The organism is Flavobacterium sp. MAHUQ-57, assembly GCF_051908335.1.
Lineage (GTDB): Bacteria > Bacteroidota > Bacteroidia > Flavobacteriales > Flavobacteriaceae > Flavobacterium.
Genome location: NZ_JBPZTE010000007.1, coordinates 46,187 through 65,278, shown reverse-complemented (window position 1 = coordinate 65,278; position 19,092 = coordinate 46,187). Strand labels below are relative to the sequence as shown.

21 protein-coding genes are annotated in these 19,092 nt (G+C 35.3%); 7 read left to right on the top strand and 14 right to left on the bottom strand.

The features are described 5' to 3' along the window. Window positions 1-4: 4 nt before the first annotated feature. The 9 genes from ACS8MM_RS08225 to ACS8MM_RS08185 all read right to left on the bottom strand — a co-directional run bounded on the left by ACS8MM_RS08225 (window position 5) and on the right by ACS8MM_RS08185 (window position 7,596). The gene (locus ACS8MM_RS08225; protein WP_379715147.1) at window positions 5-454 is read right to left on the bottom strand and encodes a hypothetical protein; all 450 of its coding nucleotides are present in this window, start codon (window positions 452-454) and stop codon (window positions 5-7) included. 97 nt (window positions 455-551) lie between these two features. Further along, window positions 552-1,061, bottom strand: a complete 510-nt coding sequence (locus ACS8MM_RS08220) for a DUF6438 domain-containing protein (RefSeq protein WP_379715145.1) — start codon at window positions 1,059-1,061, stop codon at window positions 552-554. 124 nt (window positions 1,062-1,185) lie between these two features. Further along, entirely contained in the window at window positions 1,186-2,115 is a 930-nt protein-coding gene (locus tag ACS8MM_RS08215) for an alpha/beta hydrolase (RefSeq protein ID WP_379715143.1), read from the bottom strand. A gap of 181 nt (window positions 2,116-2,296) precedes the next feature. After that, window positions 2,297-2,773: a hypothetical protein gene (locus ACS8MM_RS08210; RefSeq protein ID WP_379715141.1), complete on the bottom strand. Its 477-nt coding sequence runs from the start codon at window positions 2,771-2,773 to the stop codon at window positions 2,297-2,299. Window positions 2,774-2,965: 192 nt separating this feature from the next. Then, window positions 2,966-3,547, bottom strand: coding sequence for a hypothetical protein (locus ACS8MM_RS08205; RefSeq protein ID WP_379715139.1), 582 nt, complete (start codon window positions 3,545-3,547; stop codon window positions 2,966-2,968). A gap of 200 nt (window positions 3,548-3,747) precedes the next feature. After that, window positions 3,748-4,551 carry a hypothetical protein gene (locus ACS8MM_RS08200; RefSeq protein ID WP_379715137.1) on the bottom strand — a complete coding sequence of 268 codons (804 nt, stop codon included), beginning with the start codon at window positions 4,549-4,551 and terminating at the stop codon, window positions 3,748-3,750. Between the two features lie 174 nt (window positions 4,552-4,725). Further along, window positions 4,726-5,610 (bottom strand): hypothetical protein, encoded by an 885-nt coding sequence (locus ACS8MM_RS08195; RefSeq protein ID WP_379715135.1) that lies wholly within the window; start codon window positions 5,608-5,610, stop codon window positions 4,726-4,728. 203 nt (window positions 5,611-5,813) lie between these two features. Next, the gene (locus ACS8MM_RS08190) at window positions 5,814-6,866 is read right to left on the bottom strand and encodes a restriction endonuclease (protein WP_379715133.1); all 1,053 of its coding nucleotides are present in this window, start codon (window positions 6,864-6,866) and stop codon (window positions 5,814-5,816) included. Window positions 6,867-7,245: 379 nt separating this feature from the next. Then, on the bottom strand, window positions 7,246-7,596 hold the full coding sequence (locus ACS8MM_RS08185; RefSeq protein WP_379715131.1) for a hypothetical protein: 351 nt from the start codon (window positions 7,594-7,596) through the stop codon (window positions 7,246-7,248). 1,287 nt (window positions 7,597-8,883) lie between these two features. Between ACS8MM_RS08185 and ACS8MM_RS08180 the strand changes: the two genes are divergently transcribed. Then, window positions 8,884-9,846 carry an acyltransferase family protein gene (locus ACS8MM_RS08180; RefSeq protein WP_379715129.1) on the top strand — a complete coding sequence of 321 codons (963 nt, stop codon included), beginning with the start codon at window positions 8,884-8,886 and terminating at the stop codon, window positions 9,844-9,846. Here the strand turns inward: ACS8MM_RS08180 and ACS8MM_RS08175 are convergent. From ACS8MM_RS08175 to ACS8MM_RS08155, 5 genes are all read right to left on the bottom strand, one after another. Then, on the bottom strand, window positions 9,843-10,616 hold the full coding sequence (locus ACS8MM_RS08175; protein ID WP_379715127.1) for a dienelactone hydrolase family protein: 774 nt from the start codon (window positions 10,614-10,616) through the stop codon (window positions 9,843-9,845). The genes ACS8MM_RS08180 and ACS8MM_RS08175 overlap by 4 nt on opposite strands. Window positions 10,617-10,724: 108 nt before the next feature. Continuing rightward, window positions 10,725-11,186 carry a hypothetical protein gene (locus tag ACS8MM_RS08170; protein ID WP_379715125.1) on the bottom strand — a complete coding sequence of 154 codons (462 nt, stop codon included), beginning with the start codon at window positions 11,184-11,186 and terminating at the stop codon, window positions 10,725-10,727. Window positions 11,187-11,325: 139 nt separating this feature from the next. Continuing rightward, window positions 11,326-12,102, bottom strand: coding sequence for an ABC transporter ATP-binding protein (locus tag ACS8MM_RS08165; RefSeq protein WP_379715123.1), 777 nt, complete (start codon window positions 12,100-12,102; stop codon window positions 11,326-11,328). Window positions 12,103-12,104: 2 nt separating this feature from the next. Beyond that, window positions 12,105-13,136, bottom strand: a complete 1,032-nt coding sequence (locus tag ACS8MM_RS08160; RefSeq protein WP_379715121.1) for an iron chelate uptake ABC transporter family permease subunit — start codon at window positions 13,134-13,136, stop codon at window positions 12,105-12,107. Window position 13,137: 1 nt separating this feature from the next. Next, the gene (locus ACS8MM_RS08155) at window positions 13,138-14,280 is read right to left on the bottom strand and encodes an ABC transporter substrate-binding protein (protein WP_379718963.1); all 1,143 of its coding nucleotides are present in this window, start codon (window positions 14,278-14,280) and stop codon (window positions 13,138-13,140) included. A gap of 61 nt (window positions 14,281-14,341) precedes the next feature. Between ACS8MM_RS08155 and ACS8MM_RS08150 the strand changes: the two genes are divergently transcribed. Genes ACS8MM_RS08150 through cobC form a run of 6 tightly spaced genes read left to right on the top strand, consistent with a single transcriptional unit; the run spans window position 14,342 to window position 18,907 of the window. Further along, window positions 14,342-14,755, top strand: a complete 414-nt coding sequence (locus ACS8MM_RS08150; protein ID WP_379715119.1) for a DUF5522 domain-containing protein — start codon at window positions 14,342-14,344, stop codon at window positions 14,753-14,755. After that, window positions 14,755-15,264 (top strand): bifunctional adenosylcobinamide kinase/adenosylcobinamide-phosphate guanylyltransferase, encoded by a 510-nt coding sequence (gene cobU, locus ACS8MM_RS08145; protein ID WP_379715117.1) that lies wholly within the window; start codon window positions 14,755-14,757, stop codon window positions 15,262-15,264. Before ACS8MM_RS08150 ends, cobU begins: the two co-directional genes overlap by 1 nt. A 1-nt stretch (window position 15,265) precedes the next feature. Beyond that, window positions 15,266-15,925: a diphthine--ammonia ligase gene (locus ACS8MM_RS08140; protein WP_379715115.1), complete on the top strand. Its 660-nt coding sequence runs from the start codon at window positions 15,266-15,268 to the stop codon at window positions 15,923-15,925. Then, window positions 15,922-17,610 (top strand): nicotinate-nucleotide--dimethylbenzimidazole phosphoribosyltransferase, encoded by a 1,689-nt coding sequence (gene cobT, locus ACS8MM_RS08135; RefSeq protein WP_379715113.1) that lies wholly within the window; start codon window positions 15,922-15,924, stop codon window positions 17,608-17,610. Before ACS8MM_RS08140 ends, cobT begins: the two co-directional genes overlap by 4 nt. Beyond that, window positions 17,607-18,401, top strand: a complete 795-nt coding sequence (locus ACS8MM_RS08130; RefSeq protein ID WP_379715111.1) for an adenosylcobinamide-GDP ribazoletransferase — start codon at window positions 17,607-17,609, stop codon at window positions 18,399-18,401. The genes cobT and ACS8MM_RS08130 overlap by 4 nt, the downstream gene beginning before the upstream one ends. Continuing rightward, on the top strand, window positions 18,386-18,907 hold the full coding sequence (gene cobC / locus ACS8MM_RS08125; RefSeq protein WP_379715109.1) for an alpha-ribazole phosphatase: 522 nt from the start codon (window positions 18,386-18,388) through the stop codon (window positions 18,905-18,907). Before ACS8MM_RS08130 ends, cobC begins: the two co-directional genes overlap by 16 nt. The last annotated feature ends 185 nt before the right edge of the window (window positions 18,908-19,092 follow it).

The following is a 19,092-nucleotide window of genomic DNA, read 5'->3' as shown; positions in this document are numbered from 1 at the left end:
TTTTTTAGATAAAATCATAATCAATCATCATGGTCCAACCTTCTCCAAGCCCCCAAACTTCAATCATTTGGTTTTTAGAATGGTACCCTTTTTTAGTTTCGATGGAAGGACACTTACTTTTAATAAAGGTAACCGTAGCATGGGTAGTCCATTTAACACTCAACTCAGTTTGAGTTATGCCATGACAATCAGTAGTGGAAAGCTGAAGAGTAGCAATTTCTAAATCTTCGATGTCCTCTTGGATGCCAGAATGTACTTTGGATTCATTGATAGAATGGCCAATTGTAGAAAGTGCATATTGGTCTTCATTGACTTTTTGTACTAACCGTTCAAAACCGATCTTATTTTCATAAAATCGTGCGATATAACTTTCAGTATCAGACTCAGTAACGCTACAACTGGATACTAAAAAAACAATGAGAACGGTATAAATGAGTACTAGGTGTTTTTTCATTTTGAAGTGGTCCTGCAACGATGCTATTGTGTTTTGTTTTTTAGGACTAAAAATACGATAAACTGAAGTATTTCCAAATCCATTGCTTCATTTTCTCTTAATTTAATGATTCAATTTCTAATTTTTCACTAACCTTTATTAGGCTTTTATCTTCGCTTATTTTGTAGAGAAATGCCATTAAATTCTGCCAGTGCCCGGATGGATAAATATATTTTATTGGCTTTCTTTTATTATCTATGTATAATATCAAAGTTAACTGAGATCCTTCGCTTAGAGTAATTGTATTTGGTGCAACAGGGGGTGCTTCCATTCCAGATTTTTCCCAATCAATTTTTTTTAATAAACTTTGAAATTCCTTATAAGTTTCCTTATCAAGTTTCCCACGATAAAAACCAATTCTTGCTGTGTCGATTTTACGCTTTTCATAAGCTTTTTCGATATAAAGCCTAATTTCTTTATTATGATTAAGTTCTAAGTGATATTCTGGACAAGTTCCAAAACACTTAGATGTGTGAAAAATTATTTTTTCAAATCCAGGATTGATTTTTCTACTAGAGCAACCTATTAAAAACTGTGTAATTATAATAAGTAAAATTGCTTTTCTCATATTTTTTATGTGCGATTTTGGAAAACTTACAGCAAACGTTCCGACACTCGGCGTGGTTTGGGATTAAAGGGGGAGTTTTTCCATAAAGCCCAAATTTAGTAAAACCACTGTTCGCGCTGGTTTTTTATTTCATCCATTTTTCAATTGCGTCAAGAAATTCCTTTTGTTGATCAACGAATAAGTAATGCGAACAATTGTCAATAATTTTAAAGTTTCGCTTCTTAACTATTTTCTTAATGTCATTTAATTGTTTATCTGAAAATATCTTGTCTTGTTGACCGTAGATTGCAAATAATTTTACGTTATCTTTTTTTAAGGATTTTAAAATCGATTTCGTGTCGATATTATTTTTGGCTTCATTTTTAAAGAACAAAATGGGTGCTTGTTGATTTCTTATGTTCTTTTTATAAAATTCACTTTCCTCATAATGTTCACGTAATTTCTTAGCTTCAATTGTCGGGAAAGGCATTTTGAAATAGTTATTTCGACTTGCTATCTCATAACATTGCGCTCTGTATTCAGCAGAATTTTTATTTAATTTTTCTATTTCGTAAACCTTTGAAAGCATCAAAGTATCCTTTCTCTCTTTATAATTTTTTTTGGTTTCCTCGAGAATGTGGTCATACGTTTCTTGTTGTGAAAACAATGCTCCAGCGAGTATCAATGAATTTACTTTTTCGGGATTTAGTTCTGTAAAAAGTGTTCCGACTAAACCTCCAAAACTATGTGCAATTAGATTTGCTTTTTCAATTTTATACTTTTGGTAAATTTGGTTTAAGTCATTTATCGCTTCTTGATAAGTAAAAGTTGCAGTTGTGTCAATTGAACGACCTTCTCCACGTCTGTCATAAATAATAACATAAAATCCTTTTTCTGCTAATTTTTTCGCAGTTGTTTCTTCAAAAAGCGTCGAATTCCCACTCGGTCCACCGTGGATGAAAATAACCGGTGGGTTTTTACTTTGTCCATATGACTTTGAGTAAATGGTATTTGTATGAGCGCTTATCTCAAATGCTGTTAAGATTGAAAAGAGAAGTAAATATATTTTTGTCATTCCTTGTTTAATGTTCTGATGGACTTCTGAAGCCAATTGCCACCAACGTCCCGGCAGTTGGCGACAGTGGCGATTTAAGCGTAAGTTTTATTTTTCGGTTAAAGTTAAAGTTTTTCGTGTTGAAATTGTTCCGGTAAAGAAAAACCAGACATGAAATAGGACCGATGTTATTCGCTGTATACTAATCCGGTAGTAAACCAAAAGATTCTGGTTTTCCATTTTTTACACACTTTTCAAAAAGAGTAGAAAAATAGAGTGTAATTAATTCTTTGGATTTTGTTGAAGGTGCTAATAAGTCGTTTTCGTTTATATCCTTGGCGAAGATAAAAACATGATAGCTTTGGCTTTTGTCAAGATCAATTCCGATGGAAACATTTAACCGAACAGTAATTTCGTTCTCGCTCCAATCTCGATCATATATTTTATATTCATATTGATTGTTGTCAACCTTCGGAGTTTTAAAATTCTGTTCCAACTCCTTGAAAAAAGTGTCAATTTTATTAGGCGTTATAAAAGATAGAAAATTTGTTCTCGAACCATTATCTGGATTAGTTGAATATCCATCATTAAAAAAATCATTTATACTTTGTGCATAAGTCATCTGTGGTAGTACAAATAATATAATACTCGTAATAATTATTCTAATAGGCTTGGTCATTTTATTCTCATTTTGAAGATAAGTCATTATTCATTTAGCGCATAGCGTACTTGTACTATTGCAGGTTTGGGATTAAATTAAGCTCTATTTTCGGATTTGCCACTCGAGCGATAGCGACAGGCGAAGCAAATCATCCCAAATACAAAATCATTTTTCCATTAAGCCTATTGCCCAAATCCGTTGTAGTGGCTTTTATGTGACGTTTTTATGCATATTTATTATTTGTATTAAATCTTTTGCTGTGATTTCTGATTCTGTAATATTAACTTCGAAAATTTCATTTATTGTTCCAATTATTACAATAGTTTCCATTTGATGTACCACAGGGATTTTAAAAATTCCTGTTATTAGAATATCGGTCCAAAGCACTTTTTTTTTGGAATTTATTATTAAAAATTCATTAGTCGTTTTTATACAAACACTTTTTCTTTTAAAAAAGAAAGCATAAGTAAAAACTATTAGGATTATTAAAAGTACAATTATAGACCAAAAAGCAATTGATTTTGTAGTGTTTTCATATATTTCTTTGTAAAAATCGTTTATAACAAATACCAATATTAATGGTATTAATATTATGAGTTTTATAAAAGCAATCTTGTGATTATAGAAAAAGGTCTTATTTGAAACTTCGGAAAAAGTTTTAAACCTTGAATTATGCACTTCAAAAATTTCTTCATAACTACTTGAGTGCAGTGGACTTTTTGGAAATTTTTTGCTGATTTTTTTCCTAATAAATTCGGTTTGCAATTCTAAACTTAAATCGATTTCAACCATAATTTCAGTTGTTGTTTTTCAATAAAATATCGCATAACGTCCTGGCGCTTGGCGTCAGTTGCGAACTTCGGAACGGATTTTTTTATTTCATCCGTTCGGCTTTCATCCTCGGGTCAGTTAAAGATAAAATTTCTTGCGAAACGGAAACGTGAGTTTACCTCAAAATTCGCATTCTCGCTAACCGCCTGTTGTGCGTAGTTTTAATTATATTCAGTTTTTACATTCAAATTACTCGGATGATATCCAATTATTTTGACTGGATATCTTTCATCAACAAGTAATTTTACTCGCTTTGCAACTTTTTCGTGGCTAGGGTTTACAATTATTATTTCTTCAATGTTTGGTGATGACCAACCAGCAGCAAGAGTTTGATTTAATTCAGCATCTAAAGGATCAAGTGAAATACCATAAAGAACTGTTCTATTACCTTTTTCTAATAAATCAATTAATGAGCCATGATTTTGCCCCATTTTTATTTCTTCTTCTTCATTTCTATAGTTTTCTTGAGTTATTTCAGATGGTAAGTAAAGTTCATCTGGACTACTAATACTACCATGAATATGAAAACTTTCAATATTACTATTTGGTTTTGGATGATTTGAGCAATATAGTTTATTAATTTCTATATCAATCACTTCATCCCAATTTGTAGAAACCAAGAATGCTTTGTCTGTGCTTGAAGAAACAAATTTTTGGACAATTTCTTTAAAATTTTCTCTAGGTTTTATTTCACCGCTATTTTGGGCAATTTTTAATTCAGAGCAGATATTTTGCTTTAGTAATGAAATGTTTGATTTCATTTCCACAATATATTCGGGATAATTTCCCTTTGATGCAACCTTGGCGTAAAACTTTAAAAGGTAAATATATCTTGCAAAAAGAAAATTTGCTCCATCTCCATCAGTTTCAACTTCTAATGTTTTATTAATAGCTCTAATTACGGGATTCCATGCATTTTCAACTGCACCAGCTCCAACGACAAATGTTATATTTTTACTTTGCAAATTCTATTCTTAAAGGTGGTTTCAAAATTGCGCACAACGTTCCGCTAGTAGGCGCAGGTTGGGATTAAAAATGCGATTTATTTCCATTAAACACAAAGTTTGCAAATACAAAACCGACTTTCAATAGTCACCAAAACCCAACTTACGCTTACTAGCTGTTACCTGCAGGTTTTTTTAGTCTATTCCAAGTCTTTTATGCATTTCATGCCATTCTTTTCCAAATTGAATGCTTTCTAATGCGGCTTTTCGTTTGTCTTCGGGTAAGCACTCGATACAGGTCGGATACTGAATTCCTTTGTAATGCTGTTTACAATTAGGACATAATTCCATTTTTTTTATATCAAAATTATATGCGCATTTTCTACAAGCAGTTATTGCGTCTTCAAATGAAAGATACTTAATGCAATCATCGAGATGGAGCAAGAATGCTTCTTTCTCAATTGTTTCAGAATCTTTATTTTTTGCATGTTCTCTTTGCATCCAATATTTTACACCTGACAAATTGTTTTTATTTCTCCATTTATCCTTTGATATGAAGCATTTATCTACAACTTCGTAGGCGTCTTTATTTTCATAAAATATTGAGATAAGCTCATTTAAAGATCTATAAATTGCTTCATCAAATTCATGCTTACAATCAGCACAACGATATTTTGGAGTTTTTCTTACCCTTTCGCTTGGATTTTTGCTCTTACAAATTGGACACAAAAGAACAGGAACATAATCATGATTTTTTATTACGTAATTTGTAAACTCAGATTTATCTATTTCTGGATTAGTGTTTATTTGGTCTTGGGCATACTTCCGTGTTATTTCTCGTAGATATTCCGAGTATTTTTTTGGGTGAGAAAGATGCTGTATAGTTAATGTTTCAGTGTCGGAGCATATTTCACATTTGTCTTTGAGAAATTCGAGTCTTCTTTCTTGCCAGTCTTTTGTGTGCCAAGATCGTTGTCCTTCTTTTACATCACCCCAAAATTGAGCCTTTGCGACTTCTAATTGAATTTCGCCATTGATCAATTTGTTTCTTAATTCTATATGTTCGTTATATGTCAACATTTTCTTCTTGCAAATAGTTTGTACGCGCGTTTTTAAACTTGCTGGTAACGTTTTGCCGGCTTTATGTCAGTGGCGGATTTTTTATTACTGACGTTTACAAATATACCGAAAAGTCTGAATGAAAAAGTTGAAAAATAGGGGAGATGTGCAAACACTGACCATTACTGATAAATCCCTAAAACCCCACTTGCTCAAAACCGCTGTTATGTGACGAATTTCTCTTTATATTTTTTATAATTTTCAACAATATCATCAGGTAGATTTATAGATATATCAGGAATCTTTTCGGGATTAAATTCTTTTATTACTCTTATTTCCGTTTCCTTGTCTTTGAATATTTCAAACGCTGAATCTTCAAATATTACAAAAGCATATTTACCGACATTCCAAAATTCTTGATCTTTTTTGTGATTTAGATGTAAATCATAATATTGGAAATCGTAATTTTTCATTTCTTCTCCATATTCTTCATCATCAAGCCAATACATTTCATCTAAAAATCCTGCTCCACCAAGCTCGTCATAATTTTCTTTGTACTCTTCAAATGATGTGAGTTTATCATTTGTTGTAATCTTTTTTAAATGTTCTAAAACTCGAATTATAATTTGACCATCAAAATCACCATAATAATCATTTCTACCCTCAAAAGCTTTATATTGATCATAAAAATTAAAGATTATAAAACCTAAATCTTCTTTGTCTAATTTATCCAAATCAATATTTTCTATTATTTCCTTTAAGACTTCATAGCTTGGATTTATATTAAATTTTACTTTATAATCTTTAATGTCCTTAAATAATTTTTCGTAATGATTTTCCGAAAAATAGCGTTCGACTAAATCTGAATATTGAACAATTCTATTTTTCAGTTCAGGACCTTCTATCAGTATTATTTTGTAATTTTTTTGAGATGATATTTTTTCTAACCAAGTTCTTGCAGCTGTTGTTATGTAAGAGCTTACGAAAAAAACCAGGAAATTAGGTTGCTCAGCATCAGCCCAAGCAATTTTTGAATTTAAATCTGCGGGCGGAACGCCAGCTGAATAGTGTTTACATTCAAAAAACCATTTTTGCTCAATGATGCTAAAAGGGTTTGAATAATTTGAATTTGCTTCAATATCTCGTCCATTATCACCGCCACCATCACGCCAAATAAGATTATGGAAATTATAATTCACAAGTAAATCATAGCATAGATTTTCAAATGCTTTTGGAGAGATTTTTTCAAAATTTATATCTTCAATTTTATATTTCATGCTTTATAAACGTGGTGTTTTGATAATTTGTCACATAACTCGTATATACCCGCTACAAAGTAGCGTTTTTAAAATATAATTGATATTTTATTACAAATCGTCAAACTTCTTTTTTATCTAAATGTTTTAGTCTGCGTAATATCCCAAAATTCATCCAATCCCACAATACGTAGTTCTACTCGTTTTTCACCCCAGTTGCTGAGGTTAGGTTACTGAGCCTGTCGAAGCATCATCGGTGGCTGAGGTTCTCGAAGCCACACTAAAGTCAAAAATCTTTCAATCCAACAATCCAATAATCGAACAATCCAAATTTCAATTTTCCGCTCTGTTGCAAGGTTTTTTTATCCCTTTCTTTGAATAGTTGTTACTGTACGGTACATTATGGCTTCCGCAATTTGCTTTCTCGCTCCTGCAATTTGCTTTCTTGCTCCTGCACTTTGCTTTCTCGCTCCTGCATTTTGCTTTTTCGCTCCTGCACTTTGCTTTCTTGCTCCTGCACTTTGCTTTCTTGTAGCTGCACTTTGCTTTTTCGCTTCCGCAATTTGCTTTCTCGCTCCTGCAATTTGCTTTCTTGCAGCTGCACTTTGCTTTCTCGCTCCTGCACTTTGCTTTCTTGCTCCTGCATTTTGTTTTCTCGCTCCTGCACTTTGCTTTTTCGCTTCCGCATTTTGCTTTCTTGCTTCCGCACTTTGCTTTTTCGCTTCCGCATTTTGCTTTCTTGCTTCCGCATTTTGCTTTTTCGCTTCCGCATTTTGCTTTCTTGCTTCCGCACTTTGCTTTTTCGCTTCCGCATTTTGCTTTTTCGCTTCCGCACTTTGCTTTTTTGCTTCCGCATTTTGCTTTCTCGCTTCCGCACTCTACTTTTTAACTCCCATCACTCCCGTACCGAAATCCCAACCCGACCTCATAGGATACTCCGTTAAAAACAACGAAAGTACGCAGTGAGAGTGATCCGCGTAGTCGAGGAGATACGACGAGCGGTTCGGGTCACGAAACGCAGTACTGAGGTAGTTTTTAGGAGTAGACTATGCAGTCTTGACCTTTGCCGTGTCTCGTCCCTAGACGAGATTTCTGCCTGTCTCGTCATCAGACGAGATGTCAAGACAAAAAAGAAAAGACAAGTCGAGGAGGAACGACGAGCGGTTCGGGTCACGCAACGCAGTACTGAGGTAGTTTTTAGGAGTAGACTATGTAGTCTTGATCTTTTGCATCAAGGCAAAAGAAAAGAACATGAAAAATAGTTCGTTTTTAGATTCCTATTACGTCATCCCCTTCGGCCTCAGATTCGCAGGCGAGGTTCCAATTATTGAAGAATCCGTAAAAAGAAAAGCTGTTTGAGTCTCGTCAGTCATGACGAGATGAGTTCTTTTCTTTTAGGATTCGAAATGGAATTGGAACGCCGAGAATCGAAGCCTTGACTTTTTGTTTCTTTTGTGTCAAGACAAAAGAAAAGAGTAAAAAATGAGTTAGTTTTTAGGCGTAGACTATGAAGTCTCGGCATTAGACGAGATATCAAGACAAAAGAAAAGAAGTCACTTTGTACGATGCAGTCGAGCAAAAGATATATTCTCTATTTTTTTTTGGAATTTTGAGATTGGAATTTTGAGATTGGGATTTTGAGATTGAGATTTTGAGATTGGGATTTTGAGATTGGAATTTTGAGATTGAGATTTTGAGATTGGAATTTTGAGATTGGGATTTTGAGATTGAGATTTTGAGATTGAGATTTTGAGATTGGAATTTTGAGATTGGAATTTTGAGATTGGAATTTTGAGATTGGGATTTTGAGATTGAGATTTTGAGATTGGGATTTTGAGATTGGAATTTTGAGATTGGAATTTTGAGATTGAGATTGAGATTTTGAGATTGAGATTTTGAGATTGGGATTTTGAGATTGGAATTTTGAGATTGAGATTTTGAGATTGGAATTTTGAGATTGAGATTTTAAGATTGGGATTTGGAATTTGAATTCCAGAAAGTCGAACAATCTAACAAACCAATTTACTATTTTTGCCTTATGCGTAATAATAACATTGATCTTTTAAAAATCGTTCTGGCCTTTTTGGTTATTGCCTTACATATGTTCCCCGTAACAAAACTCAAAGGGATTGAGGGTTTGATTTCGTTTGAAATTGCCAGTGGGATTACACGTATTGCGGTGCCCACTTTCTTTTTGATTTCAGGCTATTTTTTACGCAACAAATTGAATGATGCCTCGTATTTGCTAAAATACTCCAAACGGATCTTGTTGCTCTATGTTATATGGCAGTTGCTTTACCTGCCTGATTTGATTCGGTTTTATCATTTGGGATGGTTCAAACGTACCGATATGATCCTAAAACTGGTCTACGGATATTGGCATTTGTGGTATTTACTAGCTACTGTTATTGCTGTAGGATTGTTGTATAGTATCCGAAATAGTGCAATCCGTTTCAAATGGATGGTAATTATCTTACTTTTGACTATAGGCTTTGTATTTCAGCTTTTAATCCAATCGGATGCTTTACACCGATACCTGAACATTCAGTTTGTTTATGCAGTAATGGGAACAAGTCGTAACTTTTTGTTTTTTGCCTTTCCAATGATGCTCGTGGGAACTTTATACGATTCTTGGCAGCCATTTGTTTCGAAGATAACAAAATACTACGCTCTTTTATGGATCGTCTTGTTAATTGAAGTGGCTTTGTATTACCGCTTTCAAGTAAAAGCCATGGATTTTTTATTGGTGTTACCGCTGTTAAGCATGTTAACCTTTAGTATCGTAAAAGAAAGAGCATCCTTTTCGGATGCTCCTGTCAGTGCTACTTTATCGTTAGGGATATATCTTACGCATCCATACGCCATTCGATTGGTCTATGAAATCCTACCTCAAAAAACCTTCGGTTATATTGTGGTGAAGTACTTTTTGGTTTGCCTCACCGCTGTACTGTTCTGGTGGATTTTGGATAGAATCAATAAGAAGTTCCCTTATTTCTTTTAGTTCAAAATCTCAGCAAAGAATTGCTTCATGGCTTCCCACGAACGTCTCGCTGCTTTTTCATTATAAGCCACACCCGAACTTTTGTTATTACCTGCGTTTTTATGTGTGAAGGCATGTACTGCATCCGCATAGTAAATCATCTGCCAGTCGGCATTGGCTTTTTTCATTTCTTCTTGGAACGCTTTGATTTCAGCTTCCGGAACATAGAAATCATCGGCTCCGTGTAAGACTAAAACTTTGGGTTGGATTGGTGCTACGGTTCTTGTTGCATCTCTTCCCAAACCACCATGGAAAGAAACAATACCTTGTACTTTGAAATTGCCTCTTGCTGCTTCAATCGCTCCTGAACCTCCAAAACAATAGCCAATCACAGCAATCTTATTTGGATTGGCTCCTGCTTTTATAAGTTCGTCTAACGCAAGTTGAATGCGCTTTTGGTATTCGGTATAATTGGTCTTGTAATACCCCGCTTTTTGTCCGGCTTCTGTCGTGTTTTGAGGTCTTTTATCAACACCATAGATATCAGCTACAAGGGTAATGTATCCCATTTTTCCTAATTCTATGGCGTTCTCTTTCGCATTGTCATCAATTCCCATCCAAGCGGGTAATAGCAATACGCCGGCTTTGTTTTTTTGTCCTTTTTTGGGTTGCGCCAATAGGCCTTCCAGTTTTTGTTCACCATCGGTATAAGGAACAGTTTTTAGCTGGGCTTGTAATGGTAGTATACTCATCAGTATAAGGGTTATCAGAAAAAATGTTTTTGTATTCATGACGCTATTTTTTTAAAACCTAAAGTTACAAAAGTTCTGTAGATGATTTCTTTTTTGGATAGTATACCCTAAAAAAAAAGGTTGACATAGTTCCAACCTTTTTGAGAATTATAATACGATTCTATCGGCCTTGAATTGACCATTTGTAATCGTTAATGTCGATCCTCCATTATCGCCACTGAAAGAAAAGGTTCCCACAATATAGTCCTCAGTAATGGATGTAATGGTAATTGTACCGGATGTTGCGTCCATGTTGATAGACTCACCTTCAGAAGAATAAGCTGCATTGTAAGTGTCTAAATCAGATGGAGTGTCCGTTACCGAATAAGTGCCTGTACTAACATCATTAGGCAACCATAAAGAAATTCGCTTTAAAGTAGTATCACTACCTGCATATCCTTGGATTAATGTTTTGTTACTGCTGATCGTTTCCGGTTCATAATTGTAGTTTTGACCATTTACAGTAAATTTTATAAAGGTTCCTGAACCTTCATTTGATCCTTCACTATCAGATGAACATCCTGCTAATAATAATGTAAACAAGGTTAATAAACCAAAAATTTTTTTCATAGTTGCTTTTTTTAAAATTTCAGTACACAAATCTATAAGAAAATTCTTTAAAGTCATATTGGTTATTTTAATTTCTCAGGACAAGAAATAAAAATAAATACGAAGGAGTACGTCTTGTAACTACTTTTTAGAAGGATTGTTATTTAAAGATAAATTTACCCTTTTGTTCATCAAACAGGATATCATCATCATCAAAAAGGGTATTAAAGATACCACTCTCAATTAGTTTGCAAGGATCATCCTGAACGATACCGTCTTTGGTCATAACTATCATTTCATCACTCAATTGAATGGCTAAATCAATATCATGAGTAGAAAATAGGATGCATTTTCCCATCTCTTTCGATAATTTCTTCAATAGTTTGAATAGTGAAACCTTATGGTGTAAATCCAAATGGGTAGTGGGTTCATCCAAAACGATCAATGGTGTATCCTGGGCCAATGCTCTGGCCACAAGTACTTTTTGTAATTGTCCGTCACTTATTTCAAAGTGTTTTTTATTACCGATTGCCTCGATGTTAGTCAGTTCAATGGCATTAATGACTTTCTCATAATCGTCGGGTGCCATTTTTCCTATCCAGTTGGTGTAAGGCTGACGACCCAAGGCAACCAATTCGTAAACGGTTAAATTACTAGGTGGCAGTTTTTCTGTGAGTACAACGCTAAGTTGCTGCGCCAATTCCTGGAGTTGGTAGGAGTGGATGTCTCGATCATTTAAGTATACCTTACCACTTAGTGGTTTCTGAATCCCAGTAATGGTGCGTAATAATGTCGATTTACCAATGCCGTTGGCGCCAATCAGGGTAATGAGTTTTCCTTCATGAAAATCCAAATTCAGGTTTTCAGCAATCACGATATTTCCCTTTTTGGTAGGGTAACCAATCGATAGGTGATCTGTATTTAGTACTTTTTTCATCACTAACGCACTATTTTTTGTTTTCTGACTAACAACCATATTACTACCGGCGCTCCAAAAATAGAGGTAATGGCATTGATGGGTAAAGTAATTTCCATTCCAGGCATTTGTGAAATGACATCACAAATTAACATAATAGCGGCGCCTAGAAGTAATGTACTCCAGTAGAGAATAAAATGATTACTTGTCTGAAATAGTAATTTGGCTATATGCGGTACTGCTAATCCCACAAAGGCAATTGGTCCGGCGAAAGCAGTAATGCTTCCTGCCAAAATACTCGTTGCAAATATGATGAGTAATCGGGTTCTCTTGAAGTTCAAACCTAAGCTTCGGGCATAATTTTCGCCCAACAACAAAGCATTCAAAGGTTTAATACACAGCATGCTGATTAGTAAACCTAAAAGTACCGAAAATGCCAGTATGATAATGGATAACCAAGAAAGGTTTCCAAGATTCCCCAAAGACCAAAAGGTGAATTTCTGTAATTGTTCCGCAGAACTGAAAAAGGTTAATATACCAACAATTGCACTTGTAAAACTTCCGAACATTAATCCTAAGACCAATATGGCCATGGTGTCTCTTAGTTTCTGGGAAACAAGCAATACCAAAAGTAATACGGCAAAACTTCCTATTGTTGATGCAATTACTAAGCCGTAGGGTGATAGGAAAATCGAACCTAAAAAGGAAGGCACTAAACCAGCTCCTAATATCACAAAGGCAACGCTCAAACTGGCGCCAGAGCTTAGACCCAATACATCGGGTCCGGCTAATGGATTTCTGAATAAGGTTTGCATTAAAAGCCCGCTGATAGAAAGCCCCATTCCCACCAAAATTGCGGTAATCGCTTTGGGTAAACGGTAATTAATGATAATATATTCCCATGTAGATTTACTGGCTTTTCCACCGGTTAAGCTATTGATAACTTCTTCAAATGGAATAGTTACCGAACCAAAGCTGATATTAACCAATAAAAGGAATAGTAAACCTATTGCTAGAATTACAAATAGTTGAATATTTCGTTTTTGATTCGACAATTTAGTTCAGTTTTTCAGCAAAGGTTAGTGTGTAATTCGGTAGTATATCTGGATGAAATATCTTGATGTAATCTTTCAGGATCAAATCAGGGCGGCTTGGCCCCAATTCATAATAAATGGTTCCTCCGGTTGCACCTAGTTTGCTCTCAAAAGTATATACATTTTTCTTTCCAAATGCATCAAATTGAGTATAATGCGGATTATTGGAGGATAAATCATTCAATGTCTTAAAAGTACCAGCAGCAATCCAAACGTCTGCATTTTTGGCTTTTTCCAATACCTTTTCAAAAGTCAGTGGCAAACTTCCAGTACCTTTTTCATTTGCCCACAAGTAATTGGCTTTGGCATCTTTTAGGAATTGTGCTACCCAGCTGTTTCCTTTGGCTACAAACCATTGGTCCTGGTACATATTACCATATAAAACAGTAGCTTTTGCTTTTTTATTTTTTACTGAGGTTTTAGCAGTTTCGTATTCTTTTACAATAGTCTCGAACAATTGTTTTGCTTCCTTTTCCTTTCCAAACAAAGCGGCATATAATTTTAACCATTCTGCCTTTCCAAGAGGTGATTGTTCCATCCAATCCCCTTGAATCATAACTTTTAAGCCACTTTTTTCTAGATTTTTAATCATAGGATTATTGTTGTCTACACCAAAAGTTACAATCAGTTCCGGAGATAAATCAATTAGTTTCTCCATGTTCAAACGTTCGTTTTGTCCTACGTTTTTAACAATACCTTGGTCTATTAATGCTCTTGTTTTTGGGGACGAAACGTAATCGGTATGTGGAAATCCAACCAATTTGTTTTCAACGCCCAGCATTTCTAGAAACGGAATATTCGTGGTAGAGGTAACTACTATTGATTTTAACGGTACTGGAATGGTAGTGTATTGATGTAAACTGTCGGGAACTACAGCATTTTTCTCCTGAAGTATATAGGTAAAATCCCTATTCGCATCGGGCCATGGATTGGTTACCTTCACTACAGAATAACCATTGTATTTGTATATAGATAATCCACTGGCATATTGAATATCATTTGGAGCAGTTGTATGTAGTGATGTAGCAATGACTTCCTTTTTCTTACAACCAATCGTGAATGCTAAAAAAGAAATAAAAAGGGCTTTATAAAGAAAAGTCTTCATTAGTTTGTGTTTCATTCTCGCAAAGGTAAAAGAATTTGCAAAAAAATTCGGATTCTTTTTTATGCCAAAAATCCACAAACACTATCTTTACAGCATGAATACCTTACGTGTTAAAAAATGTTCGACTTGTAAAACCGAGTTCAATTGTGGAGATTCTGTTGACGGGAATAAATGTTGGTGTAATGATTTTCCACCTATTTTTGCTCCTTCCGATGTAATTGATTGTTTATGTCCCAATTGTTTTAAAGAAGCTTGTTCGGTTAAGATTGACAAGTATGTGCAAACCGTAACGCCGGAATCAGCGCATGACAATATTGCAAAAGATTTGCCTCTGGCTCCTCATTTGATCGAAGGGATTGATTATTATCTTGAGGATGGAAAGTATGTTTTTAAATCGTGGTACCATTTAAAAAGAGGACATTGCTGCAACAACAATTGCCGCCATTGTCCCTATAAATTGAAAGACTTACAATAATGATATATCTTATAACAGGAGGAGAACGCTCCGGGAAAAGTAGTTATGCACAGGATTTGGCAATGCAACTTTCAGCCAATCCAATGTATGTGGCCACTGCCAGAAAATGGGATGGTGATTTCCAAAAACGAATTGACCGCCATCAGGCTGAAAGAGATGAACGATGGATTAATGTCGAAGAAGAGAAACACCTGAGTACACTCAATTTTTCAGGAAAAGTTGCCATTATTGATTGTGTCACTCTTTGGCTGACTAACTTCTTCGTAGATGCCAAAAATGATGTGGCTTTGTGTTTAGAACAAGCTAAAGCTGAAATCAATGACTTGATGGCACAAAAAGACGCTACAATAATCATTATTACCAATGAAATTGGAATGGGAGTTCACGCCGAAACTCATATTGGAAGAAAATTTACAGAGTTACAAGGTTGGATGAATCAGTTCTTGGCTAAAAATGCCGATGAGGTTGTTTTGATGGTTTCAGGTATTCCTGTAAAAATAAAAGGATAAGATGAATTTTATGACCTCCTGGAGTGGCGGAAAAGATTCCTGCTTCGCAATGATGAAAGCGGTTGAATTGGGTTTACAACCGAAAGTCCTTCTGAATATGATGAATGAAAACGGTAAAGTTTCTCGTTCGCATGGATTGCCTTTGCGTATTTTAAAAGAGCAGGCTGCCAAAATGAATTTGCCTCTAGTAGCAATTCCTGCAACATGGAATGATTATGAAGCTATGTTTATAGAAACATTACAAACGCTAAAAGCAGAATTTGAATTAGATGCTGCTGTTTTTGGAGATATTGACTTAGAGCCGCATAGAGAGTGGGAAGAAAAGGTGTGTAAAGCAGCAGGTTTAGAAGCAGTTTTGCCTTTATGGCAACAGAATCGCATCGATTTAGTTCAAGAAATGCTCGCGAACGGAATCGAAACTATGATTGTTTCCTGTAATACTCAAATGGGGGAGCACTACCTCGGTAAAATAATGACTAAAGAATTGGCAGAAGAGTTAGAAGCGAAAGGAATCGATTCTTGTGGCGAGAATGGGGAATTCCATACAATGGTCATCAATTGTCCGTTATTTTCTGAAGCGATTGAAGTGCCAGAGTTTACCAAACAAATCTATAACGATTATTGTTTTGTTGTTTGGGAACCCACAAAATTAAGTGTATGAGTTATTTAGATGATATTATGAAATCCCGCCGTGATACGCGTCATTTCTTAAGTGATGCCGTACCTGATTCGGTTGTAGAGAAGGCTTTACAGGCTGGACATTGGGCTCCTTCTGTGGGGTTGACCAATGCTACTAGGTATTATATCATCAAATCGACCGAAATAAAAAAAGCAATCAAGAAGCTGTTTTTGGAATACGATGAAAAGGCAGCGAATCAAACCGATAATGCTTTACAAAAAGAACAATACCAAGCATTAAAACTGGAAGCTATTGAGGAAGCTCCGCTCGGAATGGTGATTTGTTACGACCGTTCAGTACTGAATAGTTTTACAATTGGAACTGTAGGGAGTAACGAAGCAATAAAGTTTAGCGCGGTATGTGCAGCACAAAATATTTGGCTGTCATTAACTGAACAAGGTTATTCGATGGGTTGGGTTTCGATTTTGAATTACTATCAATTCAAAAAACTATTGGACTTACCGGAACATATAGAACCATTAGGGTATTTCTGTATCGGTAAACCTGCCACCGATTATAACAACCAACCGATGTTACAACAATTGGATTGGAAGCAAAAAGAGGAAAAGCCTTCGGTTACAGAAATTACCGAAATGCATAAAGATGAAGTTGTAAGAATACAAAATGAGAATTTAGAGAGGAACGATTTTTACTCACTTTCATCAGAATTGCAACATAAAATCGATAACAAAACTAAGCCAACGGGAGCTTTAGGTGTGTTGGAAACCTTAGCCAAACAAATCGGTACCGTATATCAAACTTTAAGACCGGAAATCAAGAAACCTTCAATAGTTGTTTTTGCAGCAGATCACGGAATTGCAGTCCACGGTGTTAGTGCTTATCCACAGGATGTTACACGACAAATGGTGACCAATTTTTTGGAAGGTGGTGCAGCTATCAATGTTTTTTGCAAGCAACACGATATCGAATTGTCGATTGTGAATGCTGGTGTGAATTATGATTTTCCACCCAATGCGAAATTGATATCGAATGCAATAGATAAAGGAACGCAATCATTCCTGCATGGTGCGGCAATGAGTCTGGAGCAAATGGAGCTTTGTTTTGAAAAGGGAAGTGACATTGTAGTCGAAATTGCAAAAAAAGGATGCAATTGCATCGGTTTTGGTGAAATGGGAATCGGAAATACTTCTACAGCTTCGGTTTTGATGAGTATCATAACCGGTATTTCTATTGAAGAATGTGTCGGTAAAGGAACGGGTGTGAATGCAGAAAAGCTGAAATTCAAAAGTGATATCTTGAGAAAAGCGATTGAATCGTATACCGGAAAGGAGGATTTGGAGAACAAATTGGCTTATTTTGGCGGATTTGAAATTCTTCAAATGGCGGGAGGAATGTTGGAAGCTTTTAAAAATAACATGCTTATTTTGGTTGACGGATTCATTTGTAGTGTTGCTTTTCTGATTGCTTATAAAATGAATCCGGCAATAATCCGGAATGCTATATTCAGTCACCAATCAGCGGAACAAGCACATGGAAAGCTGCTGAATTATATGAATGCCAAAGCTGTTTTGCAATTGGATTTGCGATTGGGAGAAGGAACCGGTTGTGCCATCGCCTTTCCGATCATTCAATCGGCCGTAGCTTTTTTAAATGAAATGGCCAGTTTTGAAACGGCTGGTGTAAGTAATAAAGAAAAAACAGAATGAAAAAAGAACTCGATATATTTTTTACTGCGCTGATGTTTTACACTCGCATTCCTTGTCCGAAGAACATCGATCACAATCCGGAATATCTCAATAGAGCATCCCGTTATTTCCCTTTGGTGGGTTGGATTGTTGGAATGATTTCATTTGTGACTTTCTATTTGGCTAATAGTGTTTTTTCGACTGGAATAGCTATTGTATTTTCAATTGTCGCCGGTATATTAACCACAGGAGCTTTCCATGAAGATGGTTTTGCCGACGTCTGCGATGGTTTTGGAGGCGGATGGACGAAAGAAAAGATATTGCTAATTATGAAAGACAGTGCTATCGGGGCTTATGGTGCCATTGGATTGATATTACTCTTCATGCTTAAGTTTTATTCGATTGGAGAAAGTGTACTATTGGGAAAAGCAAGAGAACCATATGTAAATGTAATAGTACTGTTATTTGTTTCGGCACATGCAGTAAGTCGTTTGGCGGCTATTTCTATTGTTTTTACCCATGAATATTCCCGTGAAGATGCCAAAAGTAAAAGTAAACCGATTGCCCAAAGTTATACTTGGCGCGAAGTAGTTGGTGCTTTCTTTTTTGGATTACTGCCTTTGTTTGTACTTGCATTTTTTCAATGGCAGTTGCTTTTGACGCTGATTCCTGTCTTTTTGATGCGTGTTTATCTGGCTCGTTATTTTCAAAAATGGATTGACGGTTATACCGGAGATTGTTTAGGTGCCACACAGCAAGTTTGTGAGGTTGTTTTTTATCTATCGACTATTGCAATATGGAAATTTATTTAATCAGACATACAGAAACAGTTTGTGAAAAAGGGATTTGTTATGGGCAATCCGATGTTGAATTGCGGCAGCCATATATGGATCAGTTTCAAGAAATCAAAAAACAATTGCCAGAAAAAGCCTTGTTTTATACTAGTCCGTTACAACGTTGTACTATTTTAGCTAATTTCCTGTCATCATCTGATTATACTGTCGACAAACGCTTAATGGAAATGGATTTCGGTAGTTGGGAAATGAAAAAGTGGGATGAAATTCCGTCCGATGAAGTCGATCCTTGGATGAAGGATTTTGTGACTGTGAAAGTTCCTCAAGGCGAATCATTTGTGGATTTGTACAATAGGGTTTTAACGTTTATGGATGGGCAATTAATCCATGAAGAACTACCTATTGTTATTGTGACTCACGCTGGTGTAATTCGCAGTTTTCTATGTAAAATAATGCACCTTGAACTGAAAGACGCATTCTCCAATTCGGTAGAATTCGGTCAGGTAATTAAAGTTATAATTTAAATTATGAATACAAGCTCTAAAGAATTCATGTTTGCGATTTATACAATCGTTTTTATTCACATTTTAGTGATCTCTTTGATACTATATAAAAGATATAAAAAGAAAAAGAAATAAACTTTTTGATTTAACATTTTTTAATATAATAATTAAAAAGTAGATAAAATTTGCATTATTCCTAATTGGAA

Coding starts and splice junctions, on each gene's coding strand:
- ACS8MM_RS08225 (WP_379715147.1), bottom strand. CDS start 454: ATGAAAAAACACCTAGTACTCATTTATACCGTTCTCATTGTTTTTTTA.
- ACS8MM_RS08220 (WP_379715145.1), bottom strand. CDS start 1,061: ATGAGAAAAGCAATTTTACTTATTATAATTACACAGTTTTTAATAGGT.
- ACS8MM_RS08215 (WP_379715143.1), bottom strand. CDS start 2,115: ATGACAAAAATATATTTACTTCTCTTTTCAATCTTAACAGCATTTGAG.
- ACS8MM_RS08210 (WP_379715141.1), bottom strand. CDS start 2,773: ATGACCAAGCCTATTAGAATAATTATTACGAGTATTATATTATTTGTA.
- ACS8MM_RS08205 (WP_379715139.1), bottom strand. CDS start 3,547: ATGGTTGAAATCGATTTAAGTTTAGAATTGCAAACCGAATTTATTAGG.
- ACS8MM_RS08195 (WP_379715135.1), bottom strand. CDS start 5,610: ATGTTGACATATAACGAACATATAGAATTAAGAAACAAATTGATCAAT.
- ACS8MM_RS08190 (WP_379715133.1), bottom strand. CDS start 6,866: ATGAAATATAAAATTGAAGATATAAATTTTGAAAAAATCTCTCCAAAA.
- ACS8MM_RS08185 (WP_379715131.1), bottom strand. CDS start 7,596: ATGCGGAAGCAAGAAAGCAAAATGCGGAAGCGAAAAAGCAAAGTGCGG.
- ACS8MM_RS08180 (WP_379715129.1), top strand. CDS start 8,884: ATGCGTAATAATAACATTGATCTTTTAAAAATCGTTCTGGCCTTTTTG.
- ACS8MM_RS08175 (WP_379715127.1), bottom strand. CDS start 10,616: ATGAATACAAAAACATTTTTTCTGATAACCCTTATACTGATGAGTATA.
- ACS8MM_RS08170 (WP_379715125.1), bottom strand. CDS start 11,186: ATGAAAAAAATTTTTGGTTTATTAACCTTGTTTACATTATTATTAGCA.
- ACS8MM_RS08165 (WP_379715123.1), bottom strand. CDS start 12,102: ATGAAAAAAGTACTAAATACAGATCACCTATCGATTGGTTACCCTACC.
- ACS8MM_RS08155 (WP_379718963.1), bottom strand. CDS start 14,280: ATGAAGACTTTTCTTTATAAAGCCCTTTTTATTTCTTTTTTAGCATTC.
- ACS8MM_RS08150 (WP_379715119.1), top strand. CDS start 14,342: ATGCCAAAAATCCACAAACACTATCTTTACAGCATGAATACCTTACGT.
- cobU (WP_379715117.1), top strand. CDS start 14,755: ATGATATATCTTATAACAGGAGGAGAACGCTCCGGGAAAAGTAGTTAT.
- ACS8MM_RS08140 (WP_379715115.1), top strand. CDS start 15,266: ATGAATTTTATGACCTCCTGGAGTGGCGGAAAAGATTCCTGCTTCGCA.
- cobT (WP_379715113.1), top strand. CDS start 15,922: ATGAGTTATTTAGATGATATTATGAAATCCCGCCGTGATACGCGTCAT.
- ACS8MM_RS08130 (WP_379715111.1), top strand. CDS start 17,607: ATGAAAAAAGAACTCGATATATTTTTTACTGCGCTGATGTTTTACACT.
- cobC (WP_379715109.1), top strand. CDS start 18,386: ATGGAAATTTATTTAATCAGACATACAGAAACAGTTTGTGAAAAAGGG.